The 16,746-nt window shown below is 48.2% G+C and carries 17 protein-coding genes; 13 read left to right on the top strand and 4 right to left on the bottom strand.

Translation table 11 applies throughout. The features are described from left to right. Positions 1-77 precede the first annotated feature (77 nt). The 10 genes from O3681_RS09505 to O3681_RS09460 all read left to right on the top strand — a co-directional run bounded on the left by O3681_RS09505 (position 78) and on the right by O3681_RS09460 (position 9,632). Positions 78-1,820, top strand: a complete 1,743-nt coding sequence (locus O3681_RS09505) for a bifunctional alpha/beta hydrolase/class I SAM-dependent methyltransferase (RefSeq protein ID WP_371459832.1) — start codon at positions 78-80, stop codon at positions 1,818-1,820. 369 nt (positions 1,821-2,189) lie between these two features. Further along, positions 2,190-2,777 carry a hypothetical protein gene (locus O3681_RS09500; protein ID WP_371459831.1) on the top strand — a complete coding sequence of 196 codons (588 nt, stop codon included), beginning with the start codon at positions 2,190-2,192 and terminating at the stop codon, positions 2,775-2,777. A 4-nt stretch (positions 2,778-2,781) separates the two neighbouring features. Beyond that, entirely contained in the window at positions 2,782-4,068 is a 1,287-nt protein-coding gene (locus tag O3681_RS09495; RefSeq protein ID WP_371459830.1) for a phosphatase PAP2/dual specificity phosphatase family protein, read from the top strand. A 2-nt stretch (positions 4,069-4,070) separates the two neighbouring features. Next, positions 4,071-4,445 carry a hypothetical protein gene (locus O3681_RS09490; RefSeq protein WP_371459881.1) on the top strand — a complete coding sequence of 125 codons (375 nt, stop codon included), beginning with the start codon at positions 4,071-4,073 and terminating at the stop codon, positions 4,443-4,445. Positions 4,446-4,508: 63 nt separating this feature from the next. Next, positions 4,509-5,216, top strand: a complete 708-nt coding sequence (locus O3681_RS09485; RefSeq protein ID WP_254343685.1) for a 1-acyl-sn-glycerol-3-phosphate acyltransferase — start codon at positions 4,509-4,511, stop codon at positions 5,214-5,216. Continuing rightward, complete coding sequence (locus tag O3681_RS09480) at positions 5,213-6,202, top strand: phosphatidate cytidylyltransferase (RefSeq protein WP_371459829.1); 990 nt, start codon at positions 5,213-5,215, stop codon at positions 6,200-6,202. The genes O3681_RS09485 and O3681_RS09480 overlap by 4 nt, the downstream gene beginning before the upstream one ends. Positions 6,203-6,308: 106 nt before the next feature. Beyond that, positions 6,309-6,929 (top strand): DUF2238 domain-containing protein, encoded by a 621-nt coding sequence (locus O3681_RS09475; RefSeq protein ID WP_049330747.1) that lies wholly within the window; start codon positions 6,309-6,311, stop codon positions 6,927-6,929. A 334-nt stretch (positions 6,930-7,263) separates the two neighbouring features. Then, positions 7,264-8,271, top strand: a complete 1,008-nt coding sequence (locus O3681_RS09470) for a peptidase U32 family protein (RefSeq protein WP_003748766.1) — start codon at positions 7,264-7,266, stop codon at positions 8,269-8,271. 10 nt (positions 8,272-8,281) lie between these two features. Continuing rightward, on the top strand, positions 8,282-9,199 hold the full coding sequence (locus O3681_RS09465; protein WP_314590490.1) for a U32 family peptidase: 918 nt from the start codon (positions 8,282-8,284) through the stop codon (positions 9,197-9,199). Then, positions 9,186-9,632 (top strand): SCP2 domain-containing protein, encoded by a 447-nt coding sequence (locus O3681_RS09460; protein WP_254323964.1) that lies wholly within the window; start codon positions 9,186-9,188, stop codon positions 9,630-9,632. The genes O3681_RS09465 and O3681_RS09460 overlap by 14 nt, the downstream gene beginning before the upstream one ends. A 150-nt stretch (positions 9,633-9,782) precedes the next feature. Here O3681_RS09460 and ccoP read toward each other — a convergent pair whose 3' ends face one another. From ccoP to ccoN, 4 genes are read right to left on the bottom strand one after another with little or no spacing between them, the layout of a single operon-like run. Continuing rightward, positions 9,783-11,129, bottom strand: coding sequence for a cytochrome-c oxidase, cbb3-type subunit III (gene ccoP, locus O3681_RS09455; protein ID WP_300483432.1), 1,347 nt, complete (start codon positions 11,127-11,129; stop codon positions 9,783-9,785). Beyond that, positions 11,129-11,326: a CcoQ/FixQ family Cbb3-type cytochrome c oxidase assembly chaperone gene (locus tag O3681_RS09450; RefSeq protein WP_003748776.1), complete on the bottom strand. Its 198-nt coding sequence runs from the start codon at positions 11,324-11,326 to the stop codon at positions 11,129-11,131. The genes ccoP and O3681_RS09450 overlap by 1 nt, the downstream gene beginning before the upstream one ends. 4 nt (positions 11,327-11,330) lie before the next feature. Continuing rightward, positions 11,331-11,942, bottom strand: coding sequence for a cytochrome-c oxidase, cbb3-type subunit II (gene ccoO / locus O3681_RS09445; protein WP_371459828.1), 612 nt, complete (start codon positions 11,940-11,942; stop codon positions 11,331-11,333). 24 nt (positions 11,943-11,966) lie between these two features. After that, positions 11,967-13,400: a cytochrome-c oxidase, cbb3-type subunit I gene (gene ccoN / locus O3681_RS09440; protein WP_003748780.1), complete on the bottom strand. Its 1,434-nt coding sequence runs from the start codon at positions 13,398-13,400 to the stop codon at positions 11,967-11,969. 331 nt (positions 13,401-13,731) lie between these two features. Here ccoN and O3681_RS09435 point away from each other — a divergent pair, with 331 nt between their 5' ends. The 3 genes from O3681_RS09435 to O3681_RS09425 all read left to right on the top strand — a co-directional run bounded on the left by O3681_RS09435 (position 13,732) and on the right by O3681_RS09425 (position 16,734). After that, positions 13,732-15,483 carry a M61 family metallopeptidase gene (locus O3681_RS09435; RefSeq protein ID WP_371459827.1) on the top strand — a complete coding sequence of 584 codons (1,752 nt, stop codon included), beginning with the start codon at positions 13,732-13,734 and terminating at the stop codon, positions 15,481-15,483. A 78-nt stretch (positions 15,484-15,561) separates the two neighbouring features. Beyond that, the gene (locus tag O3681_RS09430) at positions 15,562-16,002 is read left to right on the top strand and encodes a TIGR01244 family sulfur transferase (protein ID WP_300483391.1); all 441 of its coding nucleotides are present in this window, start codon (positions 15,562-15,564) and stop codon (positions 16,000-16,002) included. Positions 16,003-16,437: 435 nt separating this feature from the next. Next, complete coding sequence (locus O3681_RS09425) at positions 16,438-16,734, top strand: helix-turn-helix domain-containing protein (protein ID WP_070606972.1); 297 nt, start codon at positions 16,438-16,440, stop codon at positions 16,732-16,734. The last annotated feature ends 12 nt before the right edge of the window (positions 16,735-16,746 follow it).

The following is a 16,746-nucleotide window of genomic DNA, read 5'->3' as shown; positions in this document are numbered from 1 at the left end:
CCGTCTATCGGATAATCATTGCATTTATTTGATATGTCATGATACTGTTCAAAAAATATGACTATTAGGAGTTTCTCATGTCCGAACAGCAAAAATACTTTTCTACCCAAGACGGTACTTCGCTTTTCTACCGCTATCGCCCTGCTGCCGATGGTTCTTCCGACAAAGCCATTGTGCTGTTCCATCGCGGACATGAGCACTCCGGCCGGATGATGTTTGTGGCAGATGAACTGGGTTTTGATGATTTTGCCTATTTTGCTTGGGACGCGCGCGGTCATGGTTACAGCCCCGGTGAACGCGGCGATAGTCCTAGTATCGGCACTTCGGTTTCAGATGTGGATGATTTTATCCGACACATCCAAAGCGAATACGGTATCAAACCTGAAAACATCTGCGTTATCGCGCAAAGTGTCGGTGCGGTATTGGTTTCTACTTGGTTGCACGATTACGCTCCGAAAATCCGTTGCGCCGTATTGGCTTCGCCTGCGTTCAAAGTCAAACTCTATGTTCCGTTTGCCCGTACCGGTTTAAAAATTATGCAAAAATGGCGTGGCAATTTTTTTGTCAACAGCTACGTCAAAGCCCACTATCTGACCCACAACGTCGAACGTCAAAAAAGCTACGACAATGATCCACTTATTGCCCGCGCTATTTCCGTTCGTATCCTGCTGGGTTTATATGAAGCGGCCGAGCGCGTCGTTGCCGATGCACAAGCGATTACTACGCCTGTACAACTGTTGATCTCAGGCAGCGATTGGGTTGTTCATCACAAACCGCAACACGATTTCTACAACTGCTTAGGCAGTCATATTAAAGAGCGCCATATCCTGCCCGGCTTCTACCACGATACGTTAGGCGAGCAAGACCGTGAAATCGCATTTGTCGAAATGCGCCGTTTTATCCGCGAGCGTTTCAATCAGCCTTTGCAACAAGTCGATCTGACTCAAGCGCACTTGTTTGGAGACAGCCGTCGCGAAGCCGACGAACTGGCTACGCCTTTGCCTGTTTGTACGCCTCGCGGCGCATTTTGGGCAACATATCGCGCCTCACTCAAGCTGGGCTCGCGTTGGAGTGAAGGCTTGAGAATCGGTCAAGAAACAGGTTTTGATTCAGGCAGCACACTGGATTACGTCTACCGCAATCAACCGCAAGGCAGCAACGCTTTCGGTGTATGGGTGGACAAATACTATCTCAACGCCATCGGCTGGCGCGGCATTCGCCAACGCAAAGTCAATATCGGCAAAGCCATTCAGACGGCCTCAGCTAAATTGCGTGAAGCAGGCAAACCTGTACACGTTTTAGATATCGCGTCCGGTCATGGCCGCTATGTATTGGATGCCCTGACTGCCGACACATTGCCTGATTCCGTACGCTTGCGCGATTACAGCCCGATTAATGTCGAAGCCGGCCGCAAACTGATTGCAGAACGCGGCTTGCAAAACACGGTAACCTTCAATGAAGTCAATGCCTACGACCGCGCCAATTATCACGATTTACAGCCGCGTCCTACCCTAGGCATCGTCTCCGGCTTGCACGAATTGTTTGCCGACAATGATTTGATTTTGAACTCGCTCTACGGCTTCGGCGAAGCCATTGAAACCGGCGGCTACCTGATCTATACCGGCCAGCCGTGGCATCCACAACTGGAAATGATTGCCCGCGCCCTGACCAGCCACAAAGCAGGCAGCCCAAACTGGGTAATGCGCCGCCGCAGTCAGCAGGAAATGGATCAGTTGGTTGAAAAAGCCGGTTTTGAAAAAATCCATCAATGGATAGACGAAGACGGTATTTTCACCGTGAGCTTGGCAGTGAAGAAATAAAAATAAAGGCCGTCTGAACAATTTTTTAACTTTCAGACGGCCTCAATGAGGCTTAAATCTTTCGCTTTGAATTAAAGATTAATGTAAACAGATTCGTCGTTTTTCACGATGAAGTGGTTATGCTTTATCAATACCTATGACTTCAGAAGTAGTGTAGTTATTTCTATCGAAATAACTACCAGATATGAGTTTTATTCGGTATTACTCCGCAAGGTAAAAAAAGTGAGAATAGACTATCCAGAGCCATCATTGCATCACTTTTAAAGTAGAACATATATCTTACCTACTCCGAAAAAATATACGATATACCGATATACAAAGAAATTCTCGGGAGTGCTTTCTCAAATTTCAATAAGTTGAAATCCCATAATGCTAAAGTTACTTACATTACTGCTTGTTTCCACATTTTCAGCTATCTGCCATGCTGCTGCGGTTGACTGGACACCTTTGCTGCAATCTATGAAGAAGGGTTGTGCGTTTGATTCTGAAGCCTTGCCTTATGGAAAGTCCGACATCGGCAAACTGCCTGCCAAATACCGCGCATCCGTTGCCCGAAGCCACAGCAAGCAGACAGCGTCAGATGGTGAGGCATTCACCATTGAATTGAAAAATTCTGTTGCTTTTGGGCTGCCCTTATCTGCTTTGACCATCGAATCCAATGAAGGATACGGCTACATCAAAATGAAATTTGCCCGAAATGCCGATGTATCTAAGCTTATCCCCTTATTCACAATACCAACCAATAAACAACGCGGTATGTTGGCCGTCGGCATGGCGAAGAATTTTTGTGCCAAAGATGCAAATGGGACGTTGACTGAATACCAATCTTCACAGCGTCACTGGCGAGCCGTTTCAACAGATGGTCCGTGGCAGGAATTCCGCTACCATCCAAAAGAAAACGCTTTATCCTGCCTTCGCTCCGATCAATACGGCGATGAATTGAGATGTCCAAAATAAGTCCATGAAACCCTCCCTCAAAACTTCCCTACTCAAGCTGATTTCAGTCGGTATCTTGTTTTACACCAGCTACGGCCTATCCAATCATTATGCGGCATCGCTGGACTATGTGCCTGAAATCACTTTTGCATGGGAGCGCAATATTCCGTTTTGGGCATGGACGATTGTGCCTTATTGGTCGCTAAACCTGATGTATGCCGCGGCATTTTTTCTTTGTCGTGATACACATGAACAAAACCGATATGTAGCGCACCTTGTCGTCGCCCAACTGATTGCGACTATTTGCTTTGTGCTGTTTCCACTGCGTTTCGGGTGGCCTAAACCGCCTGCCGATGGGCTGTCAGGCTGGCTGTTTGATTCATTGGCTGCATTTGATTTGCCGTACAACCAAGCGCCATCTTTGCATATCGCGTTGGCGATTATCGTGGGTGCATTTTATTGGACACGCTTTCCCAAAATCCGCCTGCCGCTTTTGTTGTGGCAAAGTTTGATTGCCTTGTCAGTACTGACGACTTATCAACATCATTTTATTGACGTGCCGACCGGAGCATTGCTTGGCTGGCTGGTGTTGTGGGCTTTACCGCGTCAGATGACTTCGCCATTTAAACTGGGCTTGAGTGATGTACGCTCAAGAAAGATTGCGTTGCTGTATTTGCTTGGTGCGTGTTTGATGGCCTTGCCTGCGCTGCTGGGTGGTGTGTGGCTGTGGTTGATATGGATTAGCGTGTCTTTGCTGATGGTGGCCTTTGCCTACTTGACTGGAAATGCATACGTATTCCAAAAACAGGCTAACGGTAAATTATCGGCGGCGGCGACAGTTTTGCTGTTGCCTTATCTGGTGGGCGTACGGCTAAACATGGCGTATTGGTTACGCGGTAAAGCGAAAACGGCACCAGTCCGCAATGATGTATGGATTGGCAGCGTTTGGGGAATTTCAAACCATCTGCCTGCCGTATTGGATGTATGCGCCGAATATCTCTGCCGTAGCTATCAAGGAGAATATCGCTCCCTGCCTTTACTGGATATGGTAACGCCATCTGAAAACGATTTGGTTCAGACAGCCTTGATATTGGAAACCTTGCGCCAAAAACACGGCAAAGTGCTGGTATGTTGCGCTTTGGGTTATGGAAGAAGTGCCGCAGTGGTACTGACGTGGCTGCTGGTCTATGGTGGCTGCAAAGACTTGGCACAGGCAAAGGCCGAACTCAAACAGGCTCGGCCGCAAATGGTATTATCGCCGGCTACCGCCCAAGCAGTCGAAGCTGCGGCCAACCGTTTAAGACAAGGATAATGATGGACAACGCAACCGATAGCCGTATTATTGCCCACCTGCTCTCTACCGCACATTATGTTGCCGCCTGCAACGCCTTGCTGCTCGCCTTGTCGGCAAAATATGGCGGCGCATGGTTTGCGGTACAACTTGTCTTGGCAGCGGTTTTGCTGTACTGCCATATCCGCATTCACTTCGACCGCCGCGTGTTCCAAGACTTTGCCGACAACCGCTACTCTCCTGAAGACTTCGACCAATCCTTACAACAAAACAGTTTGCGTCAAATTTCAGGCAACCGTACGTTGACCCAACGGATAAACGGCGCACTTTCCCTATGGCGCAAATGCTTATACCTGACCGCCGCCCAATTTTTAATTTTGCTTATCCAAAGCATTTGATTATTTTGGCTGATTTATCCAAACCGAATCCTTAGCGGTATCTCACTCCAAAAGGCAGAAACAATGAAAAACTTCCTCAAAAAACAACTTGCCTGGCTGACCGACCAAGCCTTGTGTCTGTCGGTCTCTTTTCTTACGGGCGTACGCCCCAAAAGTCCGCGCGAGCTGACATTCAATCAGCACCAAAAGGTCTATTACGCCAATCACGGCAGCCATGGCGATTTTGTACTGGTGTGGATTTCTCTGCCCCGCCGCTGGCGTTTGTCCACACGCCCTGTCGCCGGTTCGGATTACTGGCTGACGAGCAAACTCAAACGCTTCATCATTCAAAATGTTTTCAACGCCTTGCTGATTCCGCGCCATAGCGATAATCCGCAAGCGATTACCGAACAGATGAAAGATGCGCTGAACGCAGGCGACTCTTTGATTATTTTCCCTGAAGGCACGCGCAACACTGACGACAACACCATCCTGCTGCCGTTTAAGTCCGGCATTTATCATCTGGCAAAAAGCAAACCCAATACCGAATTTGTGCCGATTTGGATAGACAACATCAGCCGCGTACTGCCCAAAGGCAAAATCCTGCCTATCCCGCTTTTGTGTGAAGTCCATATCGGACAGCCGCTTACTTTGCAGGAAAACGAAGACAAAGACAGCTTTTTAACACGCAGTCGTGAAGCGCTGCTGGCACTCAGGCCGTCTGAAAACGACCGCAGCGAGCTTCGCCAAAATGAACCTGAAGTTCATCAAAACAAAGGAGGACAAGCATGAGCCTTTCTACGACTTCCCAACAAATCATTGTCGAACAAGCCGCCGCTCATCTGACTCCGCAAGCCAGCTATATTTTTGTCGGCGTATTTGCCGTATTGTGTTTTGCCAGCATCATCGGACAATGGCTCAAGCGCAAAAATGGCGCAGATAATGCCACCATTGCCAACCTCAACGCCCGTATTTACGCATGGTGGCTGATGACGCTGGTGTTGCTGGGCGCGTTTTGGTTCGGAAAAATCGGGACAGTTGTACTGTTTTTCCTGATTTCATTTGCCACACTGCGCGAGTTTATGACCCTCGTCTATCGCCGCCGCAGCGACTATTACAGCATGGTGGTCTGCTTTTACCTGTTGCTGCCGGTGCAATACTATTTCGTCTATGACGGCTGGTATGGCATGTTCAGCATTTTTATTCCGGTTTACGGCTTTTTGATACTGCCGATTATTGCCAGCCTCAGCGGCCAAACCGCGCATTTTTTGGAACGCGCCGCCAAAACACAATGGATGGCGATGATTTGCATCTTCTGTCTGTCCCATGTTCCGGCGCTGATGTTTCTGGACTTGGACGGCTTCGACAACGGCAACAATATCCTGTTGCTGATCTTCCTAATTGGCGTGGTTCAAGTATCGGATGTATTGCAATACGTTTGGGGTAAACTGATTGGCGGTGCAAAAATCATGCCTTCGCTTTCGCCGTCCAAAACCATTTCCGGCACAGTCGGCGGTATTTTGTCGGCCACAGCCATTGCCGCGTTGATGGCGCCGATTACACCGTTCTCCCACGGACAAGCAGCCGTTATCGGCTTTATCGTCTGCCTGATGGGCTTCTTTGGCGGCCTGGTTATGTCTGCCATCAAACGCGATTACGGTGTCAAAGACTGGGGCAATATGATACACGGCCACGGCGGTATGCTTGACCGCGTGGATTCGATTTGTTTTGCCGCACCCGTGTTTTTCCACATCACCCGTTATTTCTGGAACGGCTAAACTTCAGGCCGTCTGAAAGCTGTTTTCAGACGGCCTTGAATGTCTAAAACTGCCTGCCCTACCAATTCGTTATACAATACGTAACCATTGTTATTACACACACAAAATGAATAAACCCTCTCCAATCTTTCCCATTTTTCTTGCTACGATTATCTTCGCGCTCATTGTTTGGTCAGGTATCAATCCCCATGACCGTGCAGTCTGGTACGCCGAAATCATCCCCGTAGCATCCGTATTCTTCCTTCTTGTTGCTACCTACCGCATTTTCCGCTTCAGCAACTTGGCCTACTTATTCATGAGTTTTTGGCTGATTATGCATTCCATCGGTGCATACTATACTTTTGCCGATGTACCGTTTGAATCCATCAACCGCTTTGTCGAACCGATTTTGGGCGAAAACCGCAATCATTACGACCGTATTGCCCATTACATCATCGGCTTCTACGCCTACCCGATGGCTGAATGGCTGCTGCGCCGCAAGCTGTGTAATCTGCCGCTGGCTTTGTTTTTCGGGCTGTTCTTCATCATGAGTGTGGCTGCCGCCTATGAAATCATCGAATGGCAATATGCCGTCATTGACGGCGGAGAAGCCGGACTGGAATTCTTGGGTTCTCAAGGCGATATTTGGGACGCGCAAAAAGACATGCTTGCCGATACTTTGGGCGCGTTAACTTCTCTGTTTATTTTTGTGTTTACCCGACCCGATAAACGCTTGGGTTTCTCTTAAATCTACCCCTTTAAAGCGAAAGGCCGTCTGAAACCAGATTTTCAGACGGCCTTTTTTCATTTTTCTATCGACATTATTGTAAAAATTAATAAATACGATAGTTAAAAACATAAGCCGATTTTGAAACAAAATCCGTCATCAAAATTTTTAAGCACATGAAATATATAAAAAACAACGTCTGTTAAGATTTTGTAAACAACATGCCTACGTCAACCTGAATTTTTCGATTTGATTTAAGTCAGCATATCTTGTGTCATTAATCCATAAAATATTCAGAATTCTACAAAATATCGATTAACCCGATAGAGGTTATCATCAAGACGAGGAACACAAAATGCAGAAAATTCCAGAATTGGTCTGCCCCGCCGGCAACCTGCCTGCACTGAAAACCGCTGTGGACAACGGTGCGGATACGGTTTACATGGGTTTGAAAGATGCGACCAATGCACGAAACTTTCCGGGACTGAATTTCGATATGAAATCTGCGCGGGAAGGCGTAGCTTACGCCCATGCGCGCGGGCGCAATGTACTGATGGCCATCAATACATTCGCACAAGCCGGCCAAGTGGAGCGTTGGCACGCTGCTGTGGATACGGCGGCGGATTTGGGTGCCGATGCGATTATTGTTGCCGACCCCGCCATCATGGCGTATGCGGCAGACAAACATCCGAATTTACGCCTGCATATGTCGGTACAAGGTTCGGCCACCAATTACGAAGCCATCAATATGATGAAAGAGCTGTTCGGCATCCGTCGTGCCGTTTTGCCGCGCGTGCTGACCATCGATCAGGTCAAACATGTGATTGACAATACTGATGTGGAAATTGAAGTCTTTGGCTTCGGCAGTTTGTGTGTGATGGTGGAAGGCCGTTGCATCTTGTCGAGCTATGCAACAGGCGAATCGCCCAATATGCAAGGTGTCTGTTCTCCGGCAAAATCCGTCCGCTGGGAACAACTGCCCGACCGCATGAACGTACGTCTAAACCAGGTATTGATAGACCAATACAAACCCAATGAACCGGCAGGTTATCCAACCTTGTGCAAAGGCCGCTTTGAAGTCAATGATGAAACCTACTATGCTTTGGAAGAACCAACTAGCCTGAATGTTTTGGAAATGTTGCCTGAACTCATCAAAATCGGTGTATCCGCCATCAAAATCGAGGGACGCCAACGCAGTCCGATGTATACGGCGCAAGTAACCAAATCCCTGCGCCAAGCACTGGATGCAGCCGCAGCTGACCCGTCGCATTTCAAAGTCAATCCGTCCTGGAACAATGCCTTGAGCAAAGTTTCGGAAGGTCATCAGACAACTTTGGGCGCATACAACCGCCCATGGAAATAAGGGGAAGAAAATGAATTCATTGAAATTGTCGCTGGGCCCTATTTTATTTTTCTGGCAAAAAGAAGCCCTACTGGAATTTTACGTTTCCATGCTGGATACGCCGTTGGATACGGTCTATTTGGGCGAGGTAGTCTGCTCACGCCGTCAGAAAATGCGCTTTGCCGACTGGTTCGGACTGGCTGAAGACCTGGCAGAAAGCGGTAAGGAGATTATTCTTTCTTCACAAGTCCTGCTCGAAAGCGAATCCGATCTGAAACGCCTGCGCAAAATCACGGAGCAGGGAAAGTTTAAAGTTGAAGCCAACGACATGGGTGCGGTCAAATTGGCACGCGAACATGGCATTCCTTTTGTTGCCGGTGCAAGCCTGAATATCTACAACGAAACTACTTTGGACGTATTCCGAAAATTAGGGGCATTCCGCTGGATTGCACCGTCCGAGCTGAGCCGCGATAAGGTTGCCGAAATCATCAAGGCTTCAGACGGCATTGAAACCGAACTCTTCGCTTGGGGTAAAATGCCGCTCGCCTATTCATCACGTTGCTTTACCGCCCGCCATTACAATTTGAATAAAGACAGTTGCGAGTTCCGCTGCCTCGACCACGAGCACGGTATGGCCATGAATACGCGAGAAGGCCAGCCGTTTCTCACCATCAACGGCATCCAAACCATGTCTTACGGCTGCCAAAACCTACTGCCCCACCATGAAGACTTGAATAAAATCGGCGTGAATATGCTTAGACTGTCGCCACAAATGCACGGCATGGCTGAAATTATCCAAATTCACCGCGATGTATTGGACGGAAAAGCCACATGGGAAGATGTCCGCCTCGAGTTGGAACGACTGACTACCGGAACACTGGTTGACGGCTATTGGCGCGGTCAGCCCGGTATTGAAACCGTGAAGGAGGCATATTATGGCGCTGCCTGAAATCATATTACCCAAATGGATGGCAAAAATCGGTACCAAACTTCCCGGCAAACCTCCACGCTTTGTTTTGGTCTCCGTATTGAATACCATGCTGAAAAAAGGTTTACTGCCTGCCGATATGGAACTTTTTGCCGGAAGAAAATTCGAAATCGAAGTTTTGGATGCCGGTATCAAAGTGCGGTTTAGTGCCAATACGGAAAAATTCCTGGACGACAACTTCAGTGGCGTCCCCGATCTGAGGCTGGCGGCCAACGGTATAGACTTCATGCGCATGATGATGCGCGAGGAAGATCCCGATACCTTATTTTTCAACCGTAAATTGCAAATCGAAGGCGATACGGAACTGGGGCTAATTACCAAAAACTTACTCGACAGTGTTGAGTGGCCTTTCAGCGAATGGTTCCTGAAACGCAGCACGTCCACTTTGGATTGATTAATTTTGGTTGAACCAAGAACAAAGGCCGTCTGAATGTTTCAGACGGCCTTATATATTTCACCTCTTTGATATGTCTTCTCTTATTGGTTTTATCAAATATAAAAAAGCGTACCTTGTTAGGTACGCTTTTTTCAATCCGACTCAAAATTAGAATTTTGCACCGGACTCATTTGCCATAAAGTCTACAGCCGCTTTAACCTCATCGTCACTCAAGCTGCTGTTGCCGCCTTTGGCAGGCATTGAATTAAAACCTTCAAGCGCGTGTTTGTGCAAAGTATCTTTACCTTGCTTAATTCGAGGAGCCCAGTCGTCTTTTTTACCGACAACAGGTGCGCCCGGAATCATACCGCCATGACATGTTTTACAGTTGGCTTCAAAAACAGCTTTGCCGTCTACCTTAACCGGAGCTGCTTCTGCTTTTTCAGCAGGTTTGGCTTCAGCAGCCGGAGCAGCTTTAGCATCTGAAGCAGCTTTATCGGCAGCAGGAGCAGAAGCAGCCGCCGGAGCAGAAGCATCGGCAGGTTGAGCTACCGGAGCAGGCTCGGCTTTTTTAGCAGGAACTTTTTTACCGTCTTTGTTGGACAAACCCCAAACATAAGCGGTCATGATGTGCAGCTTGTCTTTGTCAAGGAAGTGACCCCAAGCAGGCATTTGGCTGCTGCGGCCGTTGGTAATGGTTTCGGTAATCGCTTTTTGAGTACCGCCCCACAACCATACATCGTCGGTCAGATTCGGGCCGAGGCCTTGGATACCTTGACCTTTGTCGCCGTGACAAGTGAAACAGTTGGCAGGTGGGCCGCTAAACAGGGCTTTACCGCGTTCTGCACGTTCTTCGTCGTATTGACCTTTAGGTTTAGAAAGAGACATAACATACTGTGTTACGTTTTTCACTCCTTCTTCACCCAAAGCAGGCCCCCATGCCGGCATAGAGGCAGTACGGCCTTTTTCAATGGTTTCCTGAATTTTTTCAGGTTCGCCACCCCACAACCAGTCGTCGTCGGTCAAATTCGGGAAGCCTTTGGAGCCTTTGGCATCTGAGCCGTGACATTGGATACAGTAGGTATTGAAAAGGTTTTGTGCAATAGCACGGGCTTCAGGGTCTTTAGCCACTTTCTCAATCGGCATATTGGAAAATTTAGCATACACTTTACCGTATTGCTGATTGGCTTTGGCAACTTCTTCTTCATATTGACCATGGCTGCTCCAGCCCCACAGGCCTTTGTAATCGCCAATACCTGGATACATAATCAGGTAGCCGACGCCAAACAGCCATGTGCAGACATAAAGCCAAAACCACCAACGTGGCAGAGGGTTGTTGTACTCCGAAATGCCGTCCCACTCATGACCTGTGGTTTTTACTTCTTCGCCTTTTTTAGGGCGTTTCACAACGTTTTGCGAAAGCAGAAGCCAAGCCAGGCCGATGAAGCTGAGCACGACGATAACGGCAATATATATACTCCAGAAACTACTGGTAAATTGGGATGTTGTGTTCATTATTTTGCTCCGTGATCACGGACTGACTGAGCTTGATCGTCCTTTTCAGACGGCCTTTGTTCGTCATTATCGAAAATACTGCTGGCAGCATCGTCATAGTTTTTCTTATTGCGTCTATTGAATACAATATAGAGAACTAAAATAAAGCTGATAAATACCCAAACAGTAAAGAGCGAGCGAGCCCAGTTAGCGTCCATGATGTTACCTTACGTTTTTCAATGCCAAGCCCAAGCCTTGCAGATAGGCGATAACAGCGTCCAGCTCTGATTTGTTAGCCAGCATTTCAGGTGCTTTGGCAATTTCTTCATCGCTGTAAGGTGTACCCACTTTACGCAGGGCTTTCATATGCGCCACAGTTGCCTCGGCATCGACTTTATTGCGTGCGAGCCATGGGAATGCAGGCATATTGGACTCCGGCACAACGTCGCGTGGGTTCTGCAGGTGGATGCGGTGCCATTCATCGGAATAACGGCCGCCAACACGAGCCAAATCCGGACCGGTACGTTTAGAACCCCATTGGAACGGATGGTCATAAACAGACTCACCGGCAACAGAGTAATGACCGTAACGTTCAGTTTCTGCACGGAATGGACGAATCATTTGAGAGTGGCAGTTGTAGCAGCCTTCGCGTACATAAATATCGCGACCTGCCACTTGCAGGGCGTTATATGGTTTCACGCCGGGTGCAGGTTCGGTAACTGCCTTGGTGAAGAACAGCGGAACAGCCTCAATCAGAAGGCCGACGCTGACTACAAGCAGGGTGAATACAATCAGTACACCGACTTTTTCTTCAGCTAATTGTTGTAATTTCATTTTGGTAGCCTATCTTTCTTGTCATTAGTGGTGTTGAGTTTGAGAAACCGCAGGAATCTCAGCATCAACTGCTTTACCACTGATAGCAGTACGGTAAACGTTATATGCCATGATGCACATACCGCTCAGGTACAGAAGACCGCCGGTGAAACGAATCATGTAGTAAGGCATGGTACGTTTTACGGATTCAACGAAGGAATAAGTCAGCGTGCCGTCGTCATTCAAAGAACCCCACATCAGACCTTGCATTACGCCGGCAATCCACATTGCAGCGATATACAGAACCACGCCGATGGTCGCGATCCAGAAATGCGCCTCAACCAATTTGGTGCTGTACATTTCATTTTTGCCGAACAAGCGGGGAATCATATAGTAAACGGAACCGATGGTTACAAAGCCCACCCAGCCCAATGCGCCGGCGTGAACGTGTGCAACAGTCCAGTCGGTGTAGTGGCTCAGAGCGTTAACTGTTTTGATAGACATCATCGGACCTTCGAAGGTAGACATACCGTAGAAAGACAGAGAAACGATCAAGAATTTCAAAATCGGGTCGGTACGCAGTTTGTCCCATGCGCCGGACAGAGTCATGATACCGTTGATCATACCGCCCCAAGAAGGCGCAAACAGGATCAAAGACAATACCATACCCAAAGATTGAGTCCAGTCAGGCAATGCGGTGTAGTGCAAGTGGTGAGAACCTGCCCACATATAAGTGAAAATCAAAGCCCAGAAGTGAACAACGGACAAGCGGTAAGAGTAAATCGGACGGCCCGCTTGTTTAGGCACGAAATAGTACATCATACCCAAGAAGCCGGCTGTCAGGAAAAAGCCCACCGCATTGTGGCCATACCACCATTGAACCATCGCATCAATCGCACCTGCGTAAACCGGATAAGATTTCATCAAACCGGCAGGGATGCTGATATTATTGACGATGTGCAACAGCGCAACGGCCAAAATAAAGCCGCCGTAGAACCAGTTGGCAACGTAAATATGTTTGATTTTACGTTTGGCAATCGTACCGAAGAATACGATAGCGTAGGCAACCCACACCAGCGTAATCAAAATGTCGATAGGCCATTCCAATTCGGCGTATTCTTTACCTTGGGTGTAACCCATAGGCAAGCTGATGGCCGCAGCCACGATAACAGCCTGCCAACCCCAGAAGGTAAATGCAGGCAGCCAACCGCCAAACAGACGGGTATTACATGTACGTTGAACAACGTAGTATGATGTACCGATCAAACCGCAACCGCCGAATGCAAAAATAACCGCATTGGTGTGCAGAGGACGCAGGCGGCCGAAGTGGAACCAAGGTCCGATATTGGATAAATCGAGGGCCGGAGCAAAAAGCTGGGCAGCGACGATAACGCCAACCAACATGCCCACAATACCCCAAACTACAGTCATGATGGCGAACTGGCGCACCACTTTGTAGTTATAAGTTTGTGTGTCCATGGAAGTCTCCATAAATTATGGGTATAAAAAATTTTTATCTCACCCCAACCCCTGCATTTACGAAAAACGCAATACGGCCAAGGCTCAAATTTTTCTAAATTTAACATAGACACCACAACATGCCAAGCAAAATTACATTCCACATTGCATAAAATATTTAGCAAGACATAAATTCATTTCTTTTATAATCAATAAATTATTAAAACATACGCATTAAATCGGACATGGTATTTTTTCAAGCCCCCTTTTTCATACAGTTTTATTGATATAGATTAAGCCTACCCTTTAAACCCCCTATTCTTAATAAACTTTAGCAAATTAACCAATAGCCATGATTAATTACGAAATTACTCCCAACTTTCTGTCTCATGAATGGCACATCACCTTATCATTCACTCAAACCAATGATTCTGAAACAGAAATCAGCCTACCAAACTGGGTTCCCGGCAGCTACCTCATCCGTGACTTTGCCCGCCACATCACACACATCAACGCGCACTGCAACGGCAAAGCCCAGCCGCTGACACAAACCAGCAAAAACCATTGGCAAACCCCTGCTCTCAGTGGAGCGTGGGAAATTTACTACACTGTTTACGCATTCGACTTATCAGTTCGCGGCTCGTTCCTCAGCACCGAGCGTGGCTTTTTCGACGGCGCGTGCCTATTCTTAAAAGTACACGGACAAGAGCAACAACCGCACCAAGTCGAATTTCCTACCCTGCCGCACACATGGCAGATAGCCACCACCCTGCCCCAAACCTCGGCGATCACTTTTCAGACGGCCTCATACACCGAGCTTATCGACCACCCGGTTGAAACAGGCATCATCGAATTTCTCGAATTTGAAGCACAAGGCATCCCCCACCGTATTGCATTAAGCGGCATCTATCCTGATTTCGATCGCACCCGCTTCCTCGCCGATATTCAAAAAATCTGCGAAACCGAGTTAGCGATGTTCCCCTTCCCTGCCCCGTTTACCAAATACCTTTTCTTACTACATCTGGGCGACAACCTCTACGGTGGACTGGAACACATCAGCAGCACCGCCCTGCTTGCCGACCGCCACAGTCTGCCATCTTACGATATGGGCGAAGCCGACAAAGCCTATACCGAACTGCTCGGCCTCTTCTCCCATGAATACTTCCACGCATGGAACGTTAAATCCATCAAACCGGCCGTCTTCGCACCTTACAACCTCGACCAAGAAAACTACACCGAGCAACTTTGGGCATTTGAAGGCATTACCTCCTACTACGACGACCTCTTTCTAGCCCGAAGCAAAACCATCAGCCCCGAAGCCTACCTTACCCTGCTTGCACAAAGCATCACACGCGTACAGCAGACACAAGGCCGTCTGAAACAAACACTTGCCCAATCCAGTTTCAGCGCATGGGACAAGTTCTACAAACAAGACGAAAACAGCCCTAACGCCATCGTCAGCTATTATCAAAAAGGCGCACTGGCCGCACTTTGCCTCGACCTCATCATCCGTGAAAAAAGCCAAGGCAAATACAACCTCGACAGCGTGATGCAGCAACACTATCGTGACTGGTGCAACACCCATCAAGGCATACCCGAAAAACACTGGCAATCCCGTTGTCAAGAAATAACCGGTTTAGATTTAGAAACCTTCTTTCAGACGGCCTTATACAGCACCGAAGACCTTCCGCTCGCAGAATGCCTGCAAAGCGTAGGTGTCAAACTTGACTTCATCCCTCTGCCACGCCAGCACGGCGGAGCATTTGCAAGCGAACCCCAATCGGTTGCCCCAGCCAACGATTTGGGCGCACGTTTCAAACAAAGTAGCGACCATGCCGTCCTGACTCATGTATTTAATGGCGGCAGCGCAGAAAATGCCGGACTCTGCCCGCAAGACAAAATCATCGCCCTAGGCGGCTATGCCTGCAACGACCTTGCGGCACAGTGGAGCAAACTGCCTATCGGCACGCGCACCACCATCCATTTCTTCCGCCAAGGCCTGTTGCGCGAGACCAGCATCACAGTTCAAGCGGCAGAAGCCAATACCGCCCTGCTGCAGATTACCGATCGCCAAAAACTCGAAAACTGGTTGTACAATCATTAAATAAAACTTCAGACGGCCTGCTAATTCACAGGCCGTCTGAAATCAACATACCCATTTAATATAAAGAAAGGAAAAACTATGCCCATCCGTAAACTGACCGACACCCTCTATATCGCCCCCCAACTGACCGAAGCAGATGTCCAAGAAGCCGTACGCCTCGGCATCCAAACCGTCATCTGCAACCGCCCGGACGGCGAAGAAGAAAACCAACCGGCTTTTGCCGAAGTACAAAACTGGTTTAAAGAGGCCGGCATCAACCAATTCTCACACCAGCCCGTCGTTGCGCCTCAAATCAACGCAGCCGATGTTGCAGCCTTCCAAAATCTGTTGCAACAATCCCCGGCTCCTATCCTTGCCTTCTGCCGTACTGGTACTCGCTGCTCCCTGCTTTGGGGTTATCATCAAGTGCAACACGGCGTATCTGTAGCCGAAGTAGTTGCCGCAGCCGAGCAGGCAGGCGTCAATCTCAGCAACTTTGAAGCCCGCCTGCAAGAAGCCAAAGATAAAGGTTTGGCTTAATGCTTAATTTATATAAGTAGCAGCCTTTAAACCGATCAGGCCGTCTGAAACCCATTTTTCAGACGGCCTAATGACTTTTATTCACAATCAAACCTTATTTTTAATTTATTTCCACTATCCTAAAAATATATTTTCTAAATCAAGCCCGAATTGACCTGTATCAATACCCCAACCCTATTTTCATTTATAATGCCTTTCAATACTTCAGGGTCAAGCCCGAATCATCCAGTTTTCCTCTATAAGAGCCAGCTCTCTTATTAAATGATTTTTCTTTCCTCTTGATGTGTGTGTGTTTGGGTGTGGCCGAAAGCCACCCCCTTTTTTTTATACCTACCCCCTTTAAGGCCGTCTGAAAACTTTCAGACGGCCTTTCCTTTCCCCTCACAAAAATAGTATAAAATCCCCTTATCGTTCAAACTACAAACTCAAAACACCATGGTCAACAAACTCACTCCCCCTCCCAGCCTGCCCGATCCGCAAGACCTCCGCGCCATTATCGCTTACAACATGCGCCTCTATCGCGTCAATCACGGCTGGTCGCAAGAAGAACTGGCACGCCAATGCGGACTTGACCGCACCTACGTTTCCGCCGTCGAGCGCAAACGCTGGAACATCGCCCTTTCCAACATCGAAAAAATCGCATCCGCGCTTAAAATCGCCCCTTACAAACTCCTCCTTCCGCCGCAAGAAATGCTCCGCCAAATGACTGAGCCTGCCGATACCCAAGCCTAATTCACAGCCAGA

The organism is Neisseria sp. 27098_8_158, from assembly GCF_041433145.1.
Lineage (GTDB): Bacteria > Pseudomonadota > Gammaproteobacteria > Burkholderiales > Neisseriaceae > Neisseria > Neisseria subflava_E.
This window is presented reverse-complemented; position numbering and strand designations above follow the sequence as displayed.

What these genes read in the sequence shown, in the direction of transcription:
- O3681_RS09475 (WP_049330747.1), top strand. Translation starts at nt 6,309, where the DNA reads ATGAATAAACCCTCTCCAATCTTTCCCATTTTTCTTGCTACGATTATC.
- O3681_RS09465 (WP_314590490.1), top strand. Translation starts at nt 8,282, where the DNA reads ATGAATTCATTGAAATTGTCGCTGGGCCCTATTTTATTTTTCTGGCAA.
- ccoN (WP_003748780.1), bottom strand. Translation starts at nt 13,400, where the DNA reads ATGGACACACAAACTTATAACTACAAAGTGGTGCGCCAGTTCGCCATC.
- O3681_RS09490 (WP_371459881.1), top strand. Translation starts at nt 4,071, where the DNA reads ATGGACAACGCAACCGATAGCCGTATTATTGCCCACCTGCTCTCTACC.
- ccoP (WP_300483432.1), bottom strand. Translation starts at nt 11,129, where the DNA reads ATGAACACAACATCCCAATTTACCAGTAGTTTCTGGAGTATATATATT.
- O3681_RS09450 (WP_003748776.1), bottom strand. Translation starts at nt 11,326, where the DNA reads ATGGACGCTAACTGGGCTCGCTCGCTCTTTACTGTTTGGGTATTTATC.
- O3681_RS09460 (WP_254323964.1), top strand. Translation starts at nt 9,186, where the DNA reads ATGGCGCTGCCTGAAATCATATTACCCAAATGGATGGCAAAAATCGGT.
- O3681_RS09505 (WP_371459832.1), top strand. Translation starts at nt 78, where the DNA reads ATGTCCGAACAGCAAAAATACTTTTCTACCCAAGACGGTACTTCGCTT.
- O3681_RS09485 (WP_254343685.1), top strand. Translation starts at nt 4,509, where the DNA reads ATGAAAAACTTCCTCAAAAAACAACTTGCCTGGCTGACCGACCAAGCC.
- O3681_RS09430 (WP_300483391.1), top strand. Translation starts at nt 15,562, where the DNA reads ATGCCCATCCGTAAACTGACCGACACCCTCTATATCGCCCCCCAACTG.
- O3681_RS09470 (WP_003748766.1), top strand. Translation starts at nt 7,264, where the DNA reads ATGCAGAAAATTCCAGAATTGGTCTGCCCCGCCGGCAACCTGCCTGCA.
- ccoO (WP_371459828.1), bottom strand. Translation starts at nt 11,942, where the DNA reads ATGAAATTACAACAATTAGCTGAAGAAAAAGTCGGTGTACTGATTGTA.
- O3681_RS09435 (WP_371459827.1), top strand. Translation starts at nt 13,732, where the DNA reads ATGATTAATTACGAAATTACTCCCAACTTTCTGTCTCATGAATGGCAC.
- O3681_RS09425 (WP_070606972.1), top strand. Translation starts at nt 16,438, where the DNA reads ATGGTCAACAAACTCACTCCCCCTCCCAGCCTGCCCGATCCGCAAGAC.
- O3681_RS09500 (WP_371459831.1), top strand. Translation starts at nt 2,190, where the DNA reads ATGCTAAAGTTACTTACATTACTGCTTGTTTCCACATTTTCAGCTATC.
- O3681_RS09495 (WP_371459830.1), top strand. Translation starts at nt 2,782, where the DNA reads ATGAAACCCTCCCTCAAAACTTCCCTACTCAAGCTGATTTCAGTCGGT.
- O3681_RS09480 (WP_371459829.1), top strand. Translation starts at nt 5,213, where the DNA reads ATGAGCCTTTCTACGACTTCCCAACAAATCATTGTCGAACAAGCCGCC.